At 64.9% G+C, this 20,540-nt stretch carries 13 protein-coding genes and 2 tRNA genes; 11 read left to right on the forward strand and 4 right to left on the reverse strand.

Translation table 11 applies throughout. The features are described from left to right. Window positions 1-24 precede the first annotated feature (24 nt). Both CAG33_RS22625 and CAG33_RS22630 read left to right on the forward strand, forming a co-directional pair. Window positions 25-1,317: an adenylosuccinate synthase gene (locus tag CAG33_RS22625; protein ID WP_085582885.1), complete on the forward strand. Its 1,293-nt coding sequence runs from the start codon at window positions 25-27 to the stop codon at window positions 1,315-1,317. A 140-nt stretch (window positions 1,318-1,457) separates the two neighbouring features. Further along, window positions 1,458-3,392: a methyl-accepting chemotaxis protein gene (locus CAG33_RS22630; protein ID WP_085640599.1), complete on the forward strand. Its 1,935-nt coding sequence runs from the start codon at window positions 1,458-1,460 to the stop codon at window positions 3,390-3,392. A 176-nt stretch (window positions 3,393-3,568) separates the two neighbouring features. Here the strand turns inward: CAG33_RS22630 and CAG33_RS22635 are convergent, their stop codons facing one another. From CAG33_RS22635 to CAG33_RS22650, 4 genes are all read right to left on the reverse strand, one after another. After that, a complete protein-coding gene (locus tag CAG33_RS22635; RefSeq protein WP_085640601.1) occupies window positions 3,569-5,131 on the reverse strand; it encodes an iron ABC transporter permease in 1,563 nt (520 codons plus the stop codon). Then, window positions 5,131-6,141, reverse strand: coding sequence for an extracellular solute-binding protein (locus tag CAG33_RS22640; protein WP_085640603.1), 1,011 nt, complete (start codon window positions 6,139-6,141; stop codon window positions 5,131-5,133). Before CAG33_RS22640 ends, CAG33_RS22635 begins: the two co-directional genes overlap by 1 nt. A gap of 284 nt (window positions 6,142-6,425) precedes the next feature. Beyond that, a tRNA-Leu gene (locus CAG33_RS22645) sits at window positions 6,426-6,512 on the reverse strand. A gap of 165 nt (window positions 6,513-6,677) precedes the next feature. Further along, window positions 6,678-6,764, reverse strand: a tRNA-Leu gene (locus CAG33_RS22650). 226 nt (window positions 6,765-6,990) lie between these two features. On the opposite strand from CAG33_RS22650, the gene rnr reads away from it, so the two are divergent. The 9 genes from rnr (at window position 6,991) to CAG33_RS22695 (ending at window position 20,486) form a co-directional block, all read left to right on the forward strand. Then, window positions 6,991-9,606, forward strand: a complete 2,616-nt coding sequence (gene rnr, locus CAG33_RS22655; protein ID WP_085640605.1) for a ribonuclease R — start codon at window positions 6,991-6,993, stop codon at window positions 9,604-9,606. Continuing rightward, window positions 9,603-10,364: a 23S rRNA (guanosine(2251)-2'-O)-methyltransferase RlmB gene (rlmB, locus tag CAG33_RS22660; RefSeq protein WP_085582875.1), complete on the forward strand. Its 762-nt coding sequence runs from the start codon at window positions 9,603-9,605 to the stop codon at window positions 10,362-10,364. Before rnr ends, rlmB begins: the two co-directional genes overlap by 4 nt. A 355-nt stretch (window positions 10,365-10,719) precedes the next feature. Further along, complete coding sequence (rpsF, locus tag CAG33_RS22665; RefSeq protein ID WP_085582873.1) at window positions 10,720-11,148, forward strand: 30S ribosomal protein S6; 429 nt, start codon at window positions 10,720-10,722, stop codon at window positions 11,146-11,148. Window positions 11,149-11,176: 28 nt separating this feature from the next. After that, entirely contained in the window at window positions 11,177-11,407 is a 231-nt protein-coding gene (gene rpsR, locus CAG33_RS22670) for a 30S ribosomal protein S18 (RefSeq protein ID WP_002551829.1), read from the forward strand. 37 nt (window positions 11,408-11,444) lie between these two features. Continuing rightward, window positions 11,445-12,338: a hypothetical protein gene (locus tag CAG33_RS22675; protein WP_085582871.1), complete on the forward strand. Its 894-nt coding sequence runs from the start codon at window positions 11,445-11,447 to the stop codon at window positions 12,336-12,338. 21 nt (window positions 12,339-12,359) lie between these two features. Next, the gene (rplI, locus tag CAG33_RS22680) at window positions 12,360-12,806 is read left to right on the forward strand and encodes a 50S ribosomal protein L9 (protein WP_085582869.1); all 447 of its coding nucleotides are present in this window, start codon (window positions 12,360-12,362) and stop codon (window positions 12,804-12,806) included. Between the two features lie 135 nt (window positions 12,807-12,941). Beyond that, on the forward strand, window positions 12,942-14,339 hold the full coding sequence (gene dnaB / locus CAG33_RS22685) for a replicative DNA helicase (RefSeq protein WP_085582867.1): 1,398 nt from the start codon (window positions 12,942-12,944) through the stop codon (window positions 14,337-14,339). A gap of 191 nt (window positions 14,340-14,530) precedes the next feature. Continuing rightward, window positions 14,531-16,834: a YgiQ family radical SAM protein gene (locus tag CAG33_RS22690; RefSeq protein ID WP_085630946.1), complete on the forward strand. Its 2,304-nt coding sequence runs from the start codon at window positions 14,531-14,533 to the stop codon at window positions 16,832-16,834. A 376-nt stretch (window positions 16,835-17,210) separates the two neighbouring features. Then, window positions 17,211-20,486 carry a DUF2126 domain-containing protein gene (locus CAG33_RS22695; protein WP_085640607.1) on the forward strand — a complete coding sequence of 1,092 codons (3,276 nt, stop codon included), beginning with the start codon at window positions 17,211-17,213 and terminating at the stop codon, window positions 20,484-20,486. Window positions 20,487-20,540 lie beyond the last annotated feature (54 nt).

The following is a 20,540-nucleotide window of genomic DNA, read 5'->3' on the forward strand; positions in this document are numbered from 1 at the left end:
TTTGCGCGAATGAGGACAAGTGTTATGGGTAAGAATGTCGTAGTCCTGGGCACCCAGTGGGGTGATGAGGGCAAAGGCAAGATCGTTGATCTGCTGACCGAACATGCTGCCGCCGTAGTGCGCTACCAAGGTGGCCACAACGCTGGCCACACCCTGGTGATCGACGGCGAGAAAACCGTCTTGCACCTGATTCCGTCGGGCGTGCTGCGCGAAGGCGTGCAGTGCCTGATCGGCAACGGCGTGGTGGTTGCACCCGACGCCCTGCTGCGGGAAATCAACAAGCTGGAAGAAAAAGGCGTGCCGGTGCGCGAGCGCCTGCGCATCAGCCCTTCCTGCCCGCTGATCCTGTCCTACCACGTGGCGCTGGACCAGGCCCGTGAAAAGGCCCGCGGCGAGCTGAAGATCGGCACCACCGGCCGCGGCATCGGCCCGGCCTACGAAGACAAGGTCGCGCGCCGCGGCCTGCGCATCGGTGACCTGTTCCACCGCGAGCGTTTCGCCGCCAAGCTGGGCGAGCTGCTGGACTACCACAACTTCGTGCTGGTCAATTACTACAAAGAGCCGGCCATCGACTTCCAGAAGACCCTGGACGAGTGCATGGAGTACGCCGAGCTGCTCAAGCCGATGATGCTCGACGTCACCGCCGAGCTGCACAGCCTGCGCCGCGACGGCAAGGACATCATGTTCGAAGGCGCCCAGGGTTCGCTGCTGGACATCGACCACGGCACCTACCCGTACGTCACCAGCTCCAACACCACCGCCGGCGGCATCGCCACCGGTTCCGGCGTCGGCCCGATGTTCCTGGACTACATCCTGGGCATCACCAAGGCGTACACCACCCGTGTCGGTTCGGGCCCGTTCCCGACTGAACTGTTCGACGACGTCGGCGCGTTCCTGGCCAAGCGCGGCCATGAGTTCGGCGCCACCACCGGCCGTGCCCGCCGCTGCGGCTGGTTCGATGCCGTGATCCTGCGTCGCGCCATCGACGTCAACAGCATCTCGGGCCTGTGCCTGACCAAGCTGGACGTGCTGGACGGCCTGGAAACCATCAACATCTGCGTCGGCTACAAGAACCAGGACGGTGCAGTGATCGACGCGCCGACCGACGCCGACAGCTACATCGGCCTGGAGCCGGTATACGAGCAGATGCCGGGCTGGAGCGAATCGACCCTGGGCGCCAAGACCCTGGAAGAGCTGCCGCAGGCCGCGCGCAACTACATCAAGCGCATCGAAGAGCTGGTCGGCGCGCCGATCGACATTATTTCGACGGGTCCGGACCGCAACGAAACCATCGTTCTGCGCCATCCGTTCGCGTGATAAGTCGTTGATGTAAAAACACAAAGGCCCCTTGATCGGGGCCTTTGTCGTTTATGCCTGTTGGACGGCATGACCTTTGCTGCAAATATCCCCACAAGAAGTGCCATCAATTTAATGGCGTCAAAGTAGAGGGATTCAAAGTGTCGGCTGTTCTCTCACTGTTACAAAGCCGTTTGCTGCGGCCTGTGTTCGTTACCCTCGGTATCGCCCTTTTGGTGCAAGTGCTGGTGGCCGTTGCCCTGACACGGAGCACCGTCACGGCGCTGGAGGCCGACCTCGGCACACGCCTGGGCGCCGACAGCCAGAAACTCTCCGGCGAGCTGGAGCAGGCCGGGCGCGAAGTCACCTCCAGTCTCGATACGCTCTCGACCAATACCCGTCAGCGGCTCACCGCCGGCCTGTCCTCGCGCCTGAAGGACGAACAGGCCCAGCTGCGTGCGACCCTGGAAAAGGACCTGAAGGACTCGGCCAACGACATGGCCCAGTTGCTGGCCTCGGTCGCGCCCCGCGCCATGTGGGACAGCGACGTGCCGACCCTGTCCGAGTTCGCCCGCCGGGCCCAGCGCAATCCCAACGTGCTGTTCGTGGTCTACGACGACGCCACCGGCCAGCACCTGACCCGTTACCTCAACCGCGAAAACCCGATCAACAAGGCATTGCTGGAGAAAGGCCAGGGCGAGCGGGCGCTGGACAAGCTGCTGGATGCGGCCAAGCGCGATCCGTCGGTCTTTTACCTCGAAGCCTCGATCAACCCCAACGGTGTGGAGATCGGCAAGGTGCTGATGGGTGTCTCGACGGCGTCGGTGGATGCCGACCTGGCCGCCCTCGACCAGCGCTTCTCGGCTCTGATCGCCAGCAGCGACCAGTTGGTCGGCGACAGCCTCAAGGGCGCCGCCGCCGACAGCGCCGCGGCCATGCGCGCGCGCCTGCAATCGGCGCAGACCACGGCCGCGGAAATGAAGGCCAACACCGCCAGCACCGTGCAGGACGCCGCCGCGACGCTGCGCTGGCGCATCGGTATGGGCCTGGCGTTGGTCGGTTGCGGTGTGCTGCTGATGCTGGCGGTGGTGCTGGGACACCGGGTGGTCAACCGCCTGAAGATGCTCAATACGGCGATGGACGACCTGGCGGCAGGCGAGGGCGACCTGACCAAGCGTGTGCAGATCAACAGCAAGGACGAGATCGGCGACATGGCCTCGGCGGTCAACCGCTTTGTGGATAAGTTGCAGCCGATCGTGCGCGAAGCGGGGGATGTGGCCCAGCGCACGGGCGTGGAAATCGGCGCGATGACCCTGCGCAATGCCGGGGCCGACGCGGCGGCCGGCATGCAGCGCGATGAGGTCGCCGAAAGCCTGCGGGCGCTGTCGCAGATGGCCGACGAGGCGCAGTCGGAAAGCCAGGCGATGCAGGCGGCGCTGCAGCAGGTGGTCGACATCCGTCAGGCCACCGACGAGAACACCCGCACCTCGGCCAAGGTCGGCAGCCTGATCGAAGCGTTGGCGGGGCAGGTCGACACCGGGGCGAAGGTCATCGAGCGGCTGGCCCAGCAGAGCGAGCAGATCGAAGTGGTGCTGACCGTGATCCACGGCATCGCCGAGCAGACCAATCTGCTGGCGCTCAACGCGGCCATCGAGGCGGCGCGGGCCGGCGAGACCGGACGCGGGTTCGCGGTGGTGGCGGACGAAGTGCGGGCGCTGGCGAGCAAGACCCAAAGCTCCACCGGCGACATCCAGGCGCACATCGTGGCCTTGCAGCAGGGCGCGCGCGAGGCGGTGGACGCCATCGGCCAGGCCGGACGCCAGGCCAGCGAAGGCTTGCTGGTGTTGCGCGACAGCGCGCGGCTGCAGCAGTCGGTGCAGGCGTCGGTCGAGCAGGTGCATGCGGCCATCGGTCTGGCCACCCAGGCGGCGGCGCATCAGGCGCAGGGCGCGCAGGCGGTGCGCGGGCGGGTCGAGACGATCCATGCCCAGGCCGAGAAAGCGGCTCAGGCGGTTCAGGAGACCACGGCCAGCGGCAAGGTGCTGGACGGGTTGGCGGCGCAGCTCAAGGCGAGCCTGGGGCAGTTCCGGGCCTAGCGGTTGTCTGGGCGGGCCCTTTCGCGGGCAAGCCCGCTCCCACAGGCTGTGCGCCCGGCGCCAATCCATGTGGGGGCAGCATTCTGCCCTTGCCGTGTGGTGTCTGGGCTGACGCCATCGCCAGCAGGCTGGCTCCCACAGGATACGTGCGCAACACGGATCCTGTGGGGGCGGTCTCAGCGGCTCAGGTACATCCGGGTGGTCAGCAGATAGACCGGCAATCCCGACACCACGATCAGCAGCGCCGCATAAGGCGCCGCCGCCGCAAACTCCACGTTCGCCGTATGCGCCCACACTTCGGTGGCCAAGGTGTTGAGTCCGGTCGGACTGAGCAGCAGCGTCGCGGTCAGTTCCTTCATCGCATCCAGGAAGACCAGCGCGAACGCTGCGCCCAGCGCCGGGAAGATGATCGGCAGGGTCACCCGGCAAAACGCAGTGAAGGACGACGCGCCCAGCGTGCGCGCCGCTTCTTCCAGCTGCGGCGCGGCCTTGTTCAGCGCGGTGCGGATCGGCGCTTGGGCCAGCGGCAGGAACAGCAAGGCATAGGCGATCAGCAGCAGCGCCGAAGTCTGGTACAGCGCAGGCACGTAATGCAGGGCGAAATACACCAGCGTGAGCGCGATCACCAGTCCCGGCAGCGCATGCAGCAGGTACGGCAGGCGCTCGGCCCAGATCGCCAGGCGGCCCTTGTGGCGCACCACCAGCAACCCGACCGGCACCGCCAGCACCAGGCACAACGCTGCGCCGCCCAGTGACAGCGCCAGCGACGACAGCAGCGCTTCGCTGATGGCGGCGACCGGGAACGCGGCCGAAGACCCCACGGCGAGCCAGTAGCCCAGCATGCCGAGAGGAATGCCGCTGCCCACGACCGCCAGCAACAGGCAGTACGACTGGCCGGCGATCGCCCAGGCGCCGAGGCGCACCTGTTCGGCCCGGCGCGCGGCGCCCTGGCCGGTGCGTACGTGGCGGCCCTTGCCGCGCATGCGCAGTTCCAGCCAAAGCAGGGTCAGGCACAGGGCAAGCAGCACCGCCGACAGCATGGCCGCGTTGGCGTTGCTGAATTCCAGTTCGAACTGCTGATAGATCGCGGTGGTGAAGGTTTGCAGGCCGATGATCGACAGCGCGCCGAACTCCACCAGCATGTGCAGCGCGATCAACAGTGAACCCGCCAGCAGCGACGGCCAGAGCAGCGGCAGGGTGACGCGAAAGAACACACCCCAGCGGCTCTGTCCCAGCGTGCGGGCCGACTCTTCCAGGGACGGGTCGAGGTTGCGCAGTGTCGCCGCGACCGGCAGGAAGATCAGCGGATACTTGGACAGGCTCATCACCAGGATCGCCCCGCCCAGGCCTTCGAACTGCGCGCTGAGGGACACCCAGGTGAAGCTGCTGACGAACGCCGGCACCGCGAACGGCAGGCACAGGATCACGCCCCACAGGCGCCGCCCCGACAGGTTGCTGCGTTCCAGCAGCCAGGCCAGCGACAGGCCGATCACGCCGCAGGCCAGCGTCACGCCGACCATCAGCGCCAGGGTATTGCGCAGCAGGCCGAACACGTAGGGGCGCCACAACAAGTGCAGCGCCTGGGCCCAGCCGGCCTGCCAGGCCTTCAGGCCGACGTAGGCCAGCGGCAGCAGGCTCAGCACCACCAGCAGCAAGACCGGCAGCAACAGCCAGACCGACGGCCGTTTGCGCCGCGGCAAGTAACCGCCGCGGGCGGGGGCGGAGAGCGGGGCGGCCATCAGTTCAGGCCGACTTCACGTTCCAGGTCCAGCGCCTCTTCGGCGTTGCCGAGGTCGGCCGGGGTCACGTCCGGCGCTTCCAGCTCGCTGAACGGCTTGAGCCCGCGGTCCGATTCCATGCCTTTGTGCAGCGGGTATTCGGCAGTGGTCTGGGTAATCACGCGCTGGCCTTCTTCGCTGGCCATGTAGGCGAGCAGTTGCTGGGCTTCCTTGGGGTGCTTGCTGGATTTGAGGACCGCGGCGCTGGATACGGTGATCAGCCCGCCGACGTCGCCGCCGGTGAAGTAGTGCAGTTTCGAATCCAGTTTGCCTTTTTCGCGCTGCAGGGCGAACCAGTAGTAGTTGTTCACCAGCACGGTGGCCACTTCGCCGTTTTCCACCGCCTTGAGGGCGACCATATTGTTGCTGTAGGTCTTGCCGAAGGCGCGCAGGCCGGTCAGCCATTCTTCGGCGGCGTCGCGGCCGTGCTTTTTGATGATCGCCACGGCCTGTTCCTGGAAGGCGCCGCTGGTCGGGACGAAGCCGACCTTGCCTTGCCACTGCGGATCGGCGAAGTCCAGCACTGACTTGGGCAGGTCTTTCTCATCGATCAGCTTGGGGTTGAACGCCACGACACGCACCCGCGCGGTGATGCCGATCCAGGTGCCGTTGCCGGCCACGTATTCTTTGGGCAGCACCGCCAGGGTGGTGTCGTCGGCCTTGGCCAGCAGGCCCAGTTCGCCGAGGTTGTTCAGGGGCGGGGACTCTTCGGTGTAGATCACGTCGGCGGGGGAGCGGTCGCCTTCTTCGATGACCTGGCTGGCGAGCTGGTTGCTGCTGCCTTTGCGCACGTTGACGTGAATGCCGGTCTTGGCTTCGAAAGCCTTGGCGACCGCGTCGCCGACTTCCTTGTGTTGGCCGTTATAGAGCGTCAGGGCGACTGGGTCGGCAGCCTGGGTGAGGGGAGTGGCGAGCGCCAGGCCGAGCAGGGTGAAGGTCAAGCCGCGGCGCAGGGTATTTCGAAGCATCATTCGCAGGGTTCCTCACTGTCGCATTGCAAAAACTTGCAACAATGATAAACGAGTTTGGTTCTCAAATGCGCCTTGAGGTTGGAGCGAGGGTTTGCTATGCGCGGAGGAGGGGGCAGATTCCGGTGTGAGGGGCTTGCTCCCGCTCGGCTGCGAAGCCGTCGCCATTCGGCGTTGTGGCTAAACCGAGGCGGGGGTTGTCCGCCAGCGGGAGCCTAGCGCCCTCGCCACAGGAATTTTCAAACGCCGGAAACGAAAAAACCCGCTTTCGCGGGTTTTATCTGAATTGGTGCCCAGGAGAAGACTCGAACTTCCACGACCGTAAGGTCACCAGCACCTGAAGCTGGCGTGTCTACCAATTTCACCACCTGGGCTTCTCAATCAGCGATGTCGCTGTTGATGTCGCGCACTATACGGAGCGCATTTTGATCTGTAAACCCCTGATTTGATTTTAATAAATCTTCTTTTGCGAATCGGGAGGGCAGAATGCAAAAAACCCGCTTTCGCGGGTTTTTTGTGTGAGTCACGAGACTCGAAATTGGTGCCCAGGAGAAGACTCGAACTTCCACGACCGTAAGGTCACCAGCACCTGAAGCTGGCGTGTCTACCAATTTCACCACCTGGGCAGCTTCGTCAACGTGTCTGCGTTGTCGATGGCGCGCACTATACGGAGCGTCTTTTTAACTGTAAACCCCTGGCGCGCAAAAAAATGGTTTTTTTTACCGGCGGCGTTCAAAACGCTTGGGCGGCGTCGATACAAGGCTTCAGATGGGCCATATATAGCGTGAAATTTCCCGTTTCATGGCGCCTATGCCAAACTAGCCCGCATATAGACAAGGTGAAAACTCTCTAATGGCCGATTGGCAGTCCCTCGATCCCGAGGCCGCTCGTGAAGCGGAAAAATACGAAAACCCCATTCCCAGCCGCGAACTGATCCTGCAGCACCTTGCTGACCGGGGTTCGCCCGCTGCCCGCGAAGAGCTGGTCGAAGAGTTCGGTCTGACCACCGAAGACCAGATCGAAGCCCTGCGCCGCCGCCTGCGTGCGATGGAGCGCGACGCCCAGCTGATCTACACCCGCCGCGGCACCTATGCGCCGGTGGACAAGCTCGACCTGATCCTGGGCCGCATCAGCGGTCACCGCGACGGTTTCGGCTTCCTGGTGCCGGACGACGGCTCCGAAGACCTGTTCATGAGCCCGGCGCAGATGCGCCTGGTGTTCGACGGCGACCGTGCGCTGGCACGGGTGTCCGGCGTCGACCGTCGCGGCCGCCGTGAAGGCGTGATCGTCGAAGTGGTCTCCCGCGCCCACGAAAGCATCGTCGGCCGTTACTTCGAAGAAGGCGGCATCGGTTTCGTCGTGGCCGACAACCCGAAGATCCAGCAGGAAGTGCTGGTGACGCCGGGCCGCAACGCCAATGCCCAGATCGGTCAGTTCGTCGAGGTGAAGATCACCCACTGGCCGACCCCGCGCTTCCAGCCCCAGGGCGATGTGATCGAAGTCGTCGGCAACTACATGGCGCCGGGCATGGAGATCGATGTCGCCCTGCGCACCTACGACATTCCGCACGTCTGGCCCGAGGCCGTGGTCAAGGAAGCCCGCAAGCTCAAGCCTGAAGTCGAAGAGAAGGACAAAGAGAAGCGCATCGATCTGCGCCATCTGCCGTTCGTCACCATCGACGGCGAAGACGCCCGGGACTTCGACGACGCGGTCTACTGCGAAGCCAAGCCCGGCAAGCTGCGCCTGTTCTCCGGCGGCTGGAAGCTGTACGTGGCGATCGCCGACGTTTCCAGCTACGTGAAGATCGGCTCGGCGCTGGACGCCGAGGCCCAGGTGCGCGGCAACTCGGTGTACTTCCCCGAGCGCGTGGTTCCGATGCTGCCGGAGGAGCTGTCCAACGGCCTGTGCTCGCTGAACCCGCACGTCGACCGCCTGGCCATGGTCTGCGAGATGACCATCTCCAAGTCCGGCGAAATGACCGACTACTGCTTCTATGAAGCGGTGATCCACTCCCACGCGCGCCTGACCTACAACAAGGTCAGCGCGATGCTCGAAACGCCGAAAGCCGCCGAAGGCCGCAAGCTGCGCGGCGAGTACACCGACATCGTGCCGCACCTCAAGCAGCTCTATGCGCTGTACAAGGTGCTGCTGGCCGCCCGTCACGTGCGCGGCGCGATCGATTTCGAGACCCAGGAAACCCGGATCATCTTCGGTTCCGAGCGCAAGATCGCCGAAATCCGTCCGACCACCCGCAACGACGCGCACAAGCTGATCGAGGAATGCATGCTGGCGGCCAACGTGGCCACCGCCGAATTCCTGCAGAAACATGAGATCCCTGCACTGTACCGCGTCCACGACGGCCCGCCGCCGGAGCGTCTGGAAAAGCTGCGCGCGTTCCTCGGCGAGCTCGGCCTGTCCCTGCACAAAGGCAAGGAAGGCCCGACGCCGAAGGACTACCAGGCCCTGTTGGCGGGAATCAAGGACCGTCCGGATTTCCACCTGATCCAGACCGTGATGCTGCGCTCCCTGAGCCAGGCGGTGTACAGCGCCGAGAACGACGGCCACTTCGGCCTGAACTACGAAGCCTACACCCACTTCACGTCGCCGATCCGCCGCTACCCGGACCTGCTCACGCACCGGGCCATCCGCAGCGTGATCCATTCGAAGCAGAACACCCCGCACGTACGCCGCGCCGGTGCGATGAGCATCCCGAAGGCACGCATCTATCCGTACGACGAGGCGGCGCTGGAGCAGCTCGGCGAGCAGTGCTCGATGAGCGAGCGCCGTGCCGACGAGGCCACCCGCGACGTGGTGAACTGGCTCAAGTGCGAGTTCATGAAGGATCGCGTGGGCGAATCGTTCCCGGGGGTGATCACCGCCGTGACCGGTTTCGGCCTGTTCGTCGAACTGACCGACATCTACGTCGAAGGCCTGGTGCACGTCACCGCGCTGCCGGGCGACTACTACCACTTCGATCCTGTGCACCACCGCCTGGCCGGTGAGCGCACCGGTCGCAGCTTCCGCCTGGGCGACACCGTGGAAGTGCGGGTCATGCGCGTCGACCTCGACGAGCGCAAGATCGATTTCGAAATGGCGGAGAAGACCGTCAACGCACCGGTCGGCCGCAACAAGCGCAGCACCGAAACCGCAGCGCCGGCCGCCAAGGCCGCCGCCGAACCGGCTCCGGCCCCGGCGAAGACCGCCAGCCGCCGTCCGGCCAAGGAGAAGGCCTCCGATGCCTACCGTCCGAGCGATGCGGTGGCGAAGAACGCCGAAGTGCGCAAAAGCCGCGAAATGAAGAAAGCGCTGCTGACCGAAGCCAAGAACGGCGGCAAGGCGCCAGCCGGAGGCAAGGCCGGGCGGTCGGCGCCGGGCAGCAAGCCAAGCAAACACCGCAAGGGCCCGCCGAAGTCGGGCTCCGCTCCGGCCAAAAGCGGCGGGGCGCGTAAACCCAAGGCCAAGTCATGAGTCAGCTGGAAAAAATCTACGGTGTGCACGCGGTGGAAGCCCTGCTGCGTCACCATCCCAAGCGCGTCAAGCAGATCTGGCTGGCCGAAAGCCGCAATGATCCGCGGGTGCAGCCGCTGATCGAGCTAGCCAACGAGAGCCGCGTTCCGGTCGGCCAGGCCGAACGCCGCGAAATGGACGCCTGGGTCGAGGGCGTTCACCAAGGCGTGGTGGCGGAAGTCAGCCCGAGCCAGGTCTGGGGCGAGGCGATGCTCGACGAGCTGCTCGACCGCACCGAAGGCGCGCCGCTGTTGCTGGTGCTCGACGGCGTGACCGATCCGCACAACCTCGGCGCCTGCCTGCGTTCGGCGGATGCCGCCGGCGCGCTGGCGGTGATCGTGCCCAAGGACAAGTCCGCGACCCTGACCCCTGTCGTGCGCAAGGTCGCCTGCGGTGCGGCGGAAGTGATTCCGCTGGTGGCCGTGACCAACCTGGCGCGCACCCTGGAGAAGCTCCAGCAGCGCGGCCTGTGGATCGTCGGCACGGCGGGCGAGGCTGAAACCAGCCTGTATGACCAGGACCTGACCGGCCCGACCATCCTGATCATGGGCGCCGAAGGCAAGGGCATGCGTCGCCTGACCCGCGAGCACTGCGACTATCTGGTGAACCTGCCGATGGCCGGCAGCGTCAGCAGCCTCAACGTGTCCGTGGCCACCGGCGTGTGCCTGTTCGAGGCCCAGCGCCAGCGCCGGGCCAAGGCGGCCGGCAAGAAGCCTTAAGCCACCCGGCCATAAATGTGGGAGCGGGCTTGCCCGCGAATGCGTTGGTTCAGTCGACAAACACGTCGCTGACAGACCGCTTTCGCGGGCAAGCCCGCTCCCACAGGTTTTTCGGTGACCGCGGATTCTGCATTCGCCCCACAGCCCTGTGGGAGTCGCCGGTGATTGCGCCGCCGGGCAGGGGTTGTTCAAATAATCACCAATTGCCTTGCGCCTGCGCAGCCCCTTCTCTACAATTGCGCCCCTTGCCGTGACGGCAGGCACGAATGTGCCCCGCGCCGGCAAGTCCACTAGTGTCATTCACTCCTTGTCTGACCGTTTTCAAGCGGCAGGCTACAACCCGTAAGGAGCATTCATGCGTCATTACGAAATCATCTTTCTGGTCCACCCTGACCAGAGCGAGCAAGTCGGCGGCATGGTTGAGCGTTACACCAAGCTGATCGAAGAAGACGGCGGCAAAATCCACCGTCTGGAAGACTGGGGCCGTCGTCAACTGGCCTACGCAATCAACAATGTTCACAAGGCTCACTACGTGATGCTGAACGTTGAGTGCACCGGCAAGGCCCTGGCCGAGCTGGAAGACAACTTCCGCTACAACGATGCTGTGATCCGTAACCTGGTCATCCGTCGCGACGAAGCCATCACCGGCCAGTCCGAGATGCTCAAGGCTGAAGAAAACCGCAGTGAGCGCCGTGAGCGTCGCGAGCGTCCTGAGCACGATGTCAACGCCGACGGCGACGACAGCGATAGCGACAGCGACAACAGCGATAACGCTGACGAGTAATCCACGGATCTTTTGAGGAGCCTATTACATGGCACGTTTCTTCCGTCGTCGTAAATTCTGCCGCTTCACCGCTGAAGACGTGAAGGAGATCGATTACAAAGATCTCAACACTCTGAAAGCCTACGTATCCGAGACCGGCAAAATCGTTCCAAGCCGCATCACCGGTACCAAAGCTCGTTATCAGCGTCAGCTGGCCACCGCTATCAAGCGCGCCCGCTTCCTGGCCCTGCTGGCCTACACCGACAGCCACGGCCGCTGAGACCGGGTCAGTCGACAAGTAGCAAAGGATTGAATGCATGCGCGCCTTAGCTGAATTCATCATGCGCGGCCGTATGCAGGCCACTCTCGTGGTGGCCGGATGTGCAACATTGCCGTTGTTGTATTGGTTGGGTGCCGCCGCCGGGAGCCTGGTGCTTCTGCGGCGCGGATTGACGGACGCCCTGGGCGTTCTGTCGCTGGGACTGCTGCCGGCATTGCTCTGGTGGCTGTTTGCCGATGACCCGCGGGCGCTTCTGGTGCTGCTGGGTTCTTCGACACTTGCGCTGGTGTTGCGCGCAAGCGAGTCCTGGTTCCGCGTGCTGCTGGTCAGCGTGGCGATGGGCGTGGTGTTTTCAGTGGTGCTCGGGGCGGCGTTCGCGCCCCAGATCGAGATGCTCGCGCAGGCCTTGATTAAGGTCATGCCGGCGCTTCTCGGTGATGCCTACCGGCAGTTGTCGGTGGACGAGCAGGCGCGTTTCGCGTCGCTGATCGCACCGGTCCTGACCGGCCTGATTGCGGCCCTGTTGCAGATCGTCAGCGTGCTGAGCCTGATTGTCGGGCGTTATTGGCAGGCGATGCTGTACAACCCGGGTGGTTTTGGTCGCGAGTTCCGCGCCATCCGGATCCCGCTGGGGCCGGCGATGTTGCTGCTGGCGTTGATGCTTCTGGGCCCGAACCTCGGTGCGCAGATGGCCATGTTGACGCCGTTGTGCAGCGTACCGCTGGTGTTCGCCGGGCTGGCCCTGATTCACGGGCTGGTGGCGCAAAAGCGACTGGCCGGTTTCTGGCTGGTGGGGTTGTACGTGACGCTGTTGCTGTTCATGCAGCTGATCTATCCGTTGCTCGTGGTTCTGGCCATTGTCGACAGCCTGATTGATTTTCGCGGTCGTCACGTGTCGAAAGACACCGATAACGCGAACGGTGAAGGTTAAAAGTTAAGAGGTTAATACCAAATGGAACTGATCCTGCTGGAAAAAATCGCCAACCTGGGCAACCTGGGCGACAAAGTAAAGGTTAAGGCCGGCTACGGTCGTAACTACCTGCTGCCTTTCGGCAAGGCCACCGCTGCGACCGCTGCCAACCTGGCTGCGTTCGAAGAGCGTCGCGCCGAGCTGGAAAAAGCCGCTGCAGACCGTAAGGCTTCGGCTGAAAGCCGCGCTGCCCAACTGGCCGAGCTGGAAGTGACCATCACTGCCACCGCTGGCGACGAAGGCAAGCTGTTCGGTTCGATCGGCACCCACGACATCGCTGACGCACTGACCGCCTCGGGCGTTGAAGTCGCGAAGAGCGAAGTTCGCCTGCCGAACGGCACCATCCGCAACGTGGGTGAATTCGACGTGGCCGTGCACCTGCACGCCGAAGTCGAAGCCACCGTACGCGTTGTCGTGGTAGCGGCTTAAGCGACACCTGATCGGCTGGCGGCTTGTCCGTCAGACGGTTAACATCGGGCACGATCCTGTTCGCAGGTCGTGCCCTTTGTCTTTCTGGCATCACCCGTTTCCACACCCCTGCTATTCCTGAATAACCAAGTGGCCATGAACGAAATCTCTGCTCCCGAGCAATACGATCTGCAAACCGCCGCCCTGAAGGTGCCGCCGCATTCCATCGAGGCCGAACAGGCCGTGCTCGGTGGCTTGATGCTGGACAACAACGCCTGGGAACGCGTGCTCGATCAAGTCTCCGACGGCGATTTCTACCGGCATGACCACCGTTTGATCTTCCGCGCGATCGCAAGGCTGGCCGACCAGAACCTGCCGATCGACGTCGTGACCCTGTCCGAGCAACTGGACAAGGAAGGCCAGACCGCCCAGGTCGGCGGCCTTGGCTATTTGGGCGAACTGGCGAAGAACACGCCGTCCGTCGCCAACATCAAGGCCTATGCGCAGATCGTCCGCCAGCGGGCGACCTTGCGTCAGCTGATCGGCATCAGCAACGACATCGCCGACAGCGCCTTCAACCCCGAAGGCCGCACCGCCGAAGAGATCCTCGACGAGGCCGAGCGGCAGATCTTCCAGATCGCCGAGGCGCGTCCCAAGACCGGCGGCCCGGTGGGGGTCAATGACCTGCTGACCAAGGCCATCGACCGCATCGACACCCTGTTCAACACGTCCGACGCGATCACCGGCCTGTCCACCGGCTACACCGACCTCGACGAGAAGACCAGCGGCTTGCAGCCCGCCGACCTGATCATCGTCGCGGGCCGTCCGTCGATGGGCAAGACCACCTTCGCGATGAACCTGGTGGAAAACGCCGTGCTGCGCAGCGACAAGGCCGTGCTGGTGTATTCCCTCGAGATGCCAGGCGAATCGCTGATCATGCGTATGCTCTCGTCCCTGGGCCGCATCGACCAGACCAAGGTGCGTTCCGGCCAGTTGGAGGACGACGACTGGCCGCGCCTGACCTCGGCGGTCAACCTGCTCAACGACCGCAAGCTGTTCATCGACGACACCGCCGGCATCAGCCCCTCGGAAATGCGCGCCCGCACCCGGCGCCTGGTGCGCGAGCACGGCGACATCGGCCTGATCATGATCGACTACCTGCAGCTGATGCAGATCCCGGGCTCCAGCGGCGACAACCGCACCAACGAGATTTCCGAGATCTCCCGTTCCCTGAAGGCCCTGGCCAAGGAATTCAACTGCCCGGTGGTGGCGCTGTCGCAGCTCAACCGCTCCCTGGAACAGCGTCCGAACAAGCGTCCGGTGAACTCCGACCTCCGGGAATCCGGAGCGATCGAGCAGGACGCCGACGTGATCATGTTCGTGTACCGGGACGAGGTGTACCACCCGGAGACCGAGCACAAGGGCATCGCCGAAATCATCATCGGCAAGCAGCGTAACGGTCCGATCGGCTTCATCCGGCTGGCGTTCATCGGCAAGTACACCCGGTTCGAGAACCTGGCGCCGGGCAGCTACAACTTCGACGACGACGAATAACGCCTCCGTCGCCTGATCTGGCCCCATCGCCGGCAGGCTGGCTCCCGCCCTGGAATGCAGTTCCCTGTGGGAGCCGGCCTGCCGGCGATGGGGGCTGCACCAATTTCCGACCGCAGCCGTCGGAATTGGTCAAAATTTGTGCTATATTCCGCGCCCGCGAAATTCCATGAAAGCCAACACCGGTTATCGACATGCAAGCAGCCAAGCCGTTATTTGACTATCCGAAGTACTGGGCCGAATGTTTCGGGCCGGCGCCGTTCCTGCCGATGAGCAGGGAGGAGATGGATCAGCTCGGCTGGGACTCCTGCGACATCATCATCGTCACCGGCGATGCCTACGTCGACCATCCGTCGTTCGGCATGGCGATCATCGGCCGCTTGCTTGAGGCCCAGGGCTTTCGCGTAGGGATCATCGCGCAGCCGAACTGGCAGTCCAAGGACGACTTCATGAAGCTGGGCGAGCCGAACCTGTTCTTCGGCGTCGCGGCCGGCAACATGGACTCGATGATCAACCGCTACACCGCCGACAAGAAAATCCGCTCCGACGACGCCTACACGCCCGGCGGCATGGCCGGCATGCGTCCGGACCGCGCGAGCCTGGTCTACAGCCAGCGCTGCAAGGAAGCCTACAAGCACGTGCCGATCGTGCTCGGCGGCATCGAAGCCTCGCTGCGCCGCATCGCCCACTACGACTACTGGCAAGACCGCGTACGCAACTCGATCCTGATCGACGCCAGCGCCGACATCCTGCTGTACGGCAACGCCGAGCGGGCCATCGTCGAGGTCGCCCAGCGCCTGTCCTACGGCCAGAAGATCGAAGACATCACCGATGTGCGCGGCACCGCGTTCATCCGCCGCGACACCCCGCAGGGCTGGTACGAGGTCGACTCCACGCGCATCGACCGTCCGGGCAAGATCGACAAGATCATCAACCCGTACGTCAACACCCAGGACACCGCCGCCTGCGCCATCGAGCAGGAGAAGGGCCCGGTCGAAGACCCGCAGGAAGCCAAGGTCGTGCAGATCCTGGCGAGCCCGAAGATGACCCGGGACAAGACCGTGATCCGCCTGCCGTCCATGGAGAAGGTGCGCAACGACCCGGTTCTGTACGCCCACGCCAACCGCGTGCTGCACCTGGAGACCAACCCCGGCAACGCCCGTGCGCTGGTGCAGCGCCACGGCGAGACCGACGTCTGGTTCAACCCGCCGCCGATTCCGATGACCACCGAGGAAATGGACTACGTGTTCGGCATGCCGTACCAGCGCATTCCGCACCCGGCGTACGGCAAGGAAAAGATCCCGGCCTACGAGATGATCCGTTTTTCGGTGAACATCATGCGCGGCTGCTTCGGCGGCTGCACCTTCTGCTCGATCACCGAGCACGAAGGGCGGATCATCCAGAACCGCTCGGAAGAGTCGATCATCCGCGAGATCGAAGAGATCCGCGACAAGGTGCCGGGCTTCACCGGGGTCATTTCCGACCTCGGCGGCCCGACCGCGAACATGTACCGCATCGCCTGCAAGAGCCCGGAGATCGAATCCGCGTGCCGCAAGCCGTCCTGCGTGTTCCCCGGCATCTGCCCGAACCTGAACACCGACCACTCGTCGCTCATTCAGCTGTACCGCAGCGCCCGTGCGCTGCCGGGCGTGAAGAAGATCCTGATCGCCTCCGGCCTGCGCTACGACTTGGCGGTCGAGTCGCCGGAATACGTCAAGGAGCTGGTGACCCACCACGTCGGCGGCTACCTGAAGATCGCCCCGGAGCACACCGAGGAAGGCCCGCTCAACCAGATGATGAAGCCGGGCATCGGCACCTATGACCGCTTCAAGCGCATGTTCGAGAAGTTCTCGAAGGAAGCGGGCAAGGAGCAGTACCTGATCCCGTACTTCATCGCTGCCCACCCGGGCACCACCGACGAAGACATGATGAACCTGGCCCTGTGGCTCAAGGGCAACGGCTTCCGCGCCGATCAGGTGCAGGCGTTCTACCCGTCGCCGATGGCCTCCGCCACCGCGATGTACCACTCGGGCAAGAACCCGCTGCGCAAGGTCACCTACAAGAGCGACGGCGTGACCATCGTCAAGAGCGAGGAGCAGCGCCGCCTGCACAAGGCGTTCCTGCGCTACCACGATCCGAAGGGCTGGCCGATGCTGCGCGAAGCGTTGCTGCGCATGGGCCGGGGCGACCTGATCGGTTCGGGCAAGCATCAGCTGATCCCGGCGCACCAGCCGGCCACCGACAGCTACCAGAGCGCCCGGCGCAAGAACTCGACGCCGGCCGGCAGCCACAAGGTCGCCAAGGACAAGACCACCAAGATCCTCACCCAGCACACCGGCCTGCCGCCCCGCGGCAGCGACGGCGGCAACCCGTGGGACAAGCGCGAGAAGGCCAAGGCCGAAGCGTTCGCCCGCAACCAGCAGGCGGCCAAGGAGCGCAAGGACGCCGCCAAGGGCAAGGGGCCCAAGCCTGCGCGCAAGCCGGTGGTGCCGCGCTGATGCGCATGTGAGCTGAACAGGACGCCAACCTTCGGGTTGGCGTTCTTCATTCCGGCCGCAAGAAACCTGTTGCCGTTCCGGCCCCTTCGTCGGGTCGCCGCCCGGGGCAAGTCCGCTCCCACAGGTTCAGCGGTGTTCAGTGATGTTGTGCCCGACGCGAACACTGTGGGAGCCAGCCTGCTGGCGATGAGGCCGGTACAGACTGCAGTTATCCACAGGCCTGCCACATTCAGGCGCAATTTCCCCGGCCCATTTCCGCCCGCCGCCCGATTTCGGTGCTGTACTGCCCTGTGCATTTTCGCAACGGCGCCCAAGCCCCCGCATGGCACAAGTCTTGCGCGCCGTTGACTACGCCCAGGCCCGCAGGAGGCACGCCGTGTCGATTCAAGTCGCCTTGCACCACGTCACGCACTACCGCTACGACCGCGCCGTCGAGCTCGGGCCGCAGATCGTCCGTCTGCGCCCGGCCGCCCATAGCCGCACGCGGATCCTGTCCTATGCGCTGAAGGTCACGCCCAGGCAGCATTTCATCAACTGGCAGCAGGATCCCCAGGGCAACTATCTGGCGCGGCTGGTGTTCCCGGAAAAGACCGACACGTTGCGGGTCGAAGTCGACCTGCTGGCGGAGATGGCGGTGTTCAATCCGTTCGACTTCTTCCTTGAGCCCTACGCCGAACGGATCCCCTTCGCCTATGGGGCCGACGAGGGCAAGGAGCTGGCGCCGTACCTCGAAACCCTGCCGCTGACGCCAACGTTCAAGGCCTACCTCGACGGCATCGACCGCACGCCGCTGCCGGCCGTGGATTTCCTGGTGGCGCTCAACCAACGCCTGAGCCAGGACATCAACTACCTGATCCGCCTGGAGCCGGGCGTGCAGACCCCGGAAGAGACCCTCGAATGCGCCTCCGGCTCCTGCCGCGACTCGGCGTGGCTGCTGGTGCAGCTGCTGCGCCATCTCGGGTTGGCGGCGCGCTTCGTCTCCGGCTACCTGATTCAACTGACGGCGGATGTGAAGAGCCTCGACGGCCCGTCCGGCACCGAAGCGGACTTCACCGACCTGCACGCCTGGTGCGAGGTGTACCTGCCCGGCGCAGGCTGGATCGGCCTGGACGCCACGTCCGGGCTGTTCGCCGGCGAGGGGCACATCCCGCTGGCGTGCAGTCCCGATCCGTCGTCGGCGGCACCGGTCAGCGGGATGGTGGAGCCTTGCGGGTGCGAGTTCAGCCACGAGATGACCGTGGAGCGGATCCTGGAAACGCCACGGGTCACCAAGCCCTACACCGACGGGCAGTGGCAGGCGATCCAGGCGCTGGGGCGGCGGATCGACGCCGACCTGCTCGAAGGCGATGTGCGCCTGACCATGGGGGGCGAGCCGACCTTCGTCTCCATCGACGACCCCGACGGCGCCGAATGGAACACCGCCGCCCTCGGCCCGGACAAGCGCCGGCTCTCCGCCGAACTGTTCCGGCGCCTGCGCGAACATTACGCCCCAAAAGGGCTGGTGCACTTCGGGCAGGGCAAGTGGTATCCCGGCGAGCAGTTGCCGCGCTGGTCGCTGAACTGCCATTGGCGCCGCGACGGCGTGCCGGTCTGGCGCAACAGCGCGCTGATCGCCGACGAGCGGCAGGACTACGGCGCCGACAGCGCGTTGGCCGGGCGCTTTCTGGCGAGCGTCGCCGAACGCTTGAGGTTGCCGGCGCGGTTCGTGTTCGCGGCCTACGAAGACCATCTCCATTACCTGTGGCGCGAGGGCGCCTTGCCGGTCAACGTCAGCGCCGAGGATCCGCGGCTGGAGGATCCGCTGGAGCGGGCGCGCCTGCGCAAGGTCTTCAGCCAGGGGCTGGGCAAGGTGATCGGCCAGGTGCTGCCGCTGGCGCGTACCGCCAAGGGCGACCAGTGGCAGAGCGGGCGCTGGTACCTGCGCGACGACCACTGCCGGCTGGTGCCGGGGGATTCGCCGCTGGGCTACCGCCTGCCGCTGGCGTCGCAGCCGTGGGTGAAGGCGGCGGAGTATCCGTACGTCCATCCCAACGACCCGAACCAGGACTTCCCCGACCTTCCGGACACCGCGCAGCTCAACCGGCACGGCGAGCCCGCCGAGGCTGACGAGCGCCGGCCGGCGGTGGATGCGTCCGCCGACTGGCTGACCCGCACCGCGCTGTGCGCCGAACCGCGGGGCGGGCGCCTGTACCTGTTCATGCCGCCGTTGCAGCGGGGGGAGGAGTATCTGGAGCTGGTGGCGGCCATCGAGGCTACCGCCCAGGAGCTCAACTGCCCGGTGTTGCTGGAAGGCTATGAGCCGCCGGCCGACCCGCGCCTAGCCAACTTCCGCATCACCCCGGATCCGGGGGTGATCGAAGTCAACGTCCAACCGTCCGCCACCTGGGACGAACTGGTCGAACGCACGGAGTTCCTCTACGAGCAGGCGCGGCTGACCCGGCTGTCCACCGAGAAATTCATGATCGACGGGCGGCACACCGGCACCGGCGGCGGCAACCATTTCGTCCTCGGCGGGGCGACGCCGGCCGACTCGCCGTTCCTGCGCCGTCCGGACCTGCTGCGCAGCCTGATCAGTTACTGGCACAACCACCCGTCGCTGTCGTACCTGTTTTCCGGCCTGTTCATCGGCCCGACGTCCCAGGCGCCCCGGGTCGACGAGGCGCGCAACGACGCCCTGTATGAACTGGAGATCGCCTTTAAGCAGATGCCGGCGCCAGGTGAGCAATGCCCGCCGTGGCGGGTGGACCGGTTGCTGCGCAACCTGCTGATCGACGTCACGGGCAACACCCACCGCGCCGAGTTCTGCATCGACAAGCTCTATTCGCCGGACGGCGCCAGCGGACGCCTGGGCCTGCTGGAGCTGCGCGCCTTCGAGATGCCGCCCCATGCGCGCATGAGCCTGATCCAGCAACTGTTGCTGCGGGCGCTGGTGGCGCGCTTCTGGCGCGAGCCCTATGCGCCGCCGAAACTGGCGCGCTGGGGCACCGAGCTGCACGACCGCTTCATGCTGCCGCACTTCATCGCGCAGGATTTCGCCGAGGTCATCGACGACCTCGACCGGGCCGGCTATCCGTTGCGGGCCGAATGGTTTGCGGCGCATCAGGCGTTCCGCTTCCCCAAGCTCGGCGACTATGCCGTCAACGGCGTCGAACTGGAGCTGCACCAGGCCCTCGAACCCTGGCATGTGCTGGGCGAAGAGGGCGGGGCGGGCGGTACGGTGCGTTACGTCGACTCTTCGCTGGAGCGCGTGCAGGTCAAGGTCTGCGGATGGATGCCGCAGCGGCATCGGTTGACCTGCAACGGCGTTGCGGTGCCGCTGCACCCCACCGGGCGGGTCGGCGAATACGTGGCCGGGATGCGGTTCCGCGCCTGGCAGCCGGCCAACTGCCTGCAACCGACCATCGGCGTGCACGCACCGTTGGTGTTCGACCTGGTCGACACCTGGGCGCAGCGTTCCCTCGGCGGCTGCCAGTACCATGTCGCCCATCCGGGCGGGCGCAATTTCGAGACGTTGCCGGTCAATGCCAACGAGGCGGAGAGCCGGCGCCTGGCGCGTTTCTTCCGCATCGGGCACACGCCGGGGAACATTCCCATAGCGGAGGTGGAAACGGATGACGAGTTTCCGCTGACTCTCGATTTGCGACGTTTCTGAACCGTACGCGACGCTCGGACTTTTCGTATATCCGGGTGTCACGTGCCTGCGTTA

This window comes from Pseudomonas sp. B3(2017) (assembly GCF_002113595.1).
GTDB lineage: Bacteria > Pseudomonadota > Gammaproteobacteria > Pseudomonadales > Pseudomonadaceae > Aquipseudomonas > Aquipseudomonas ekonensis.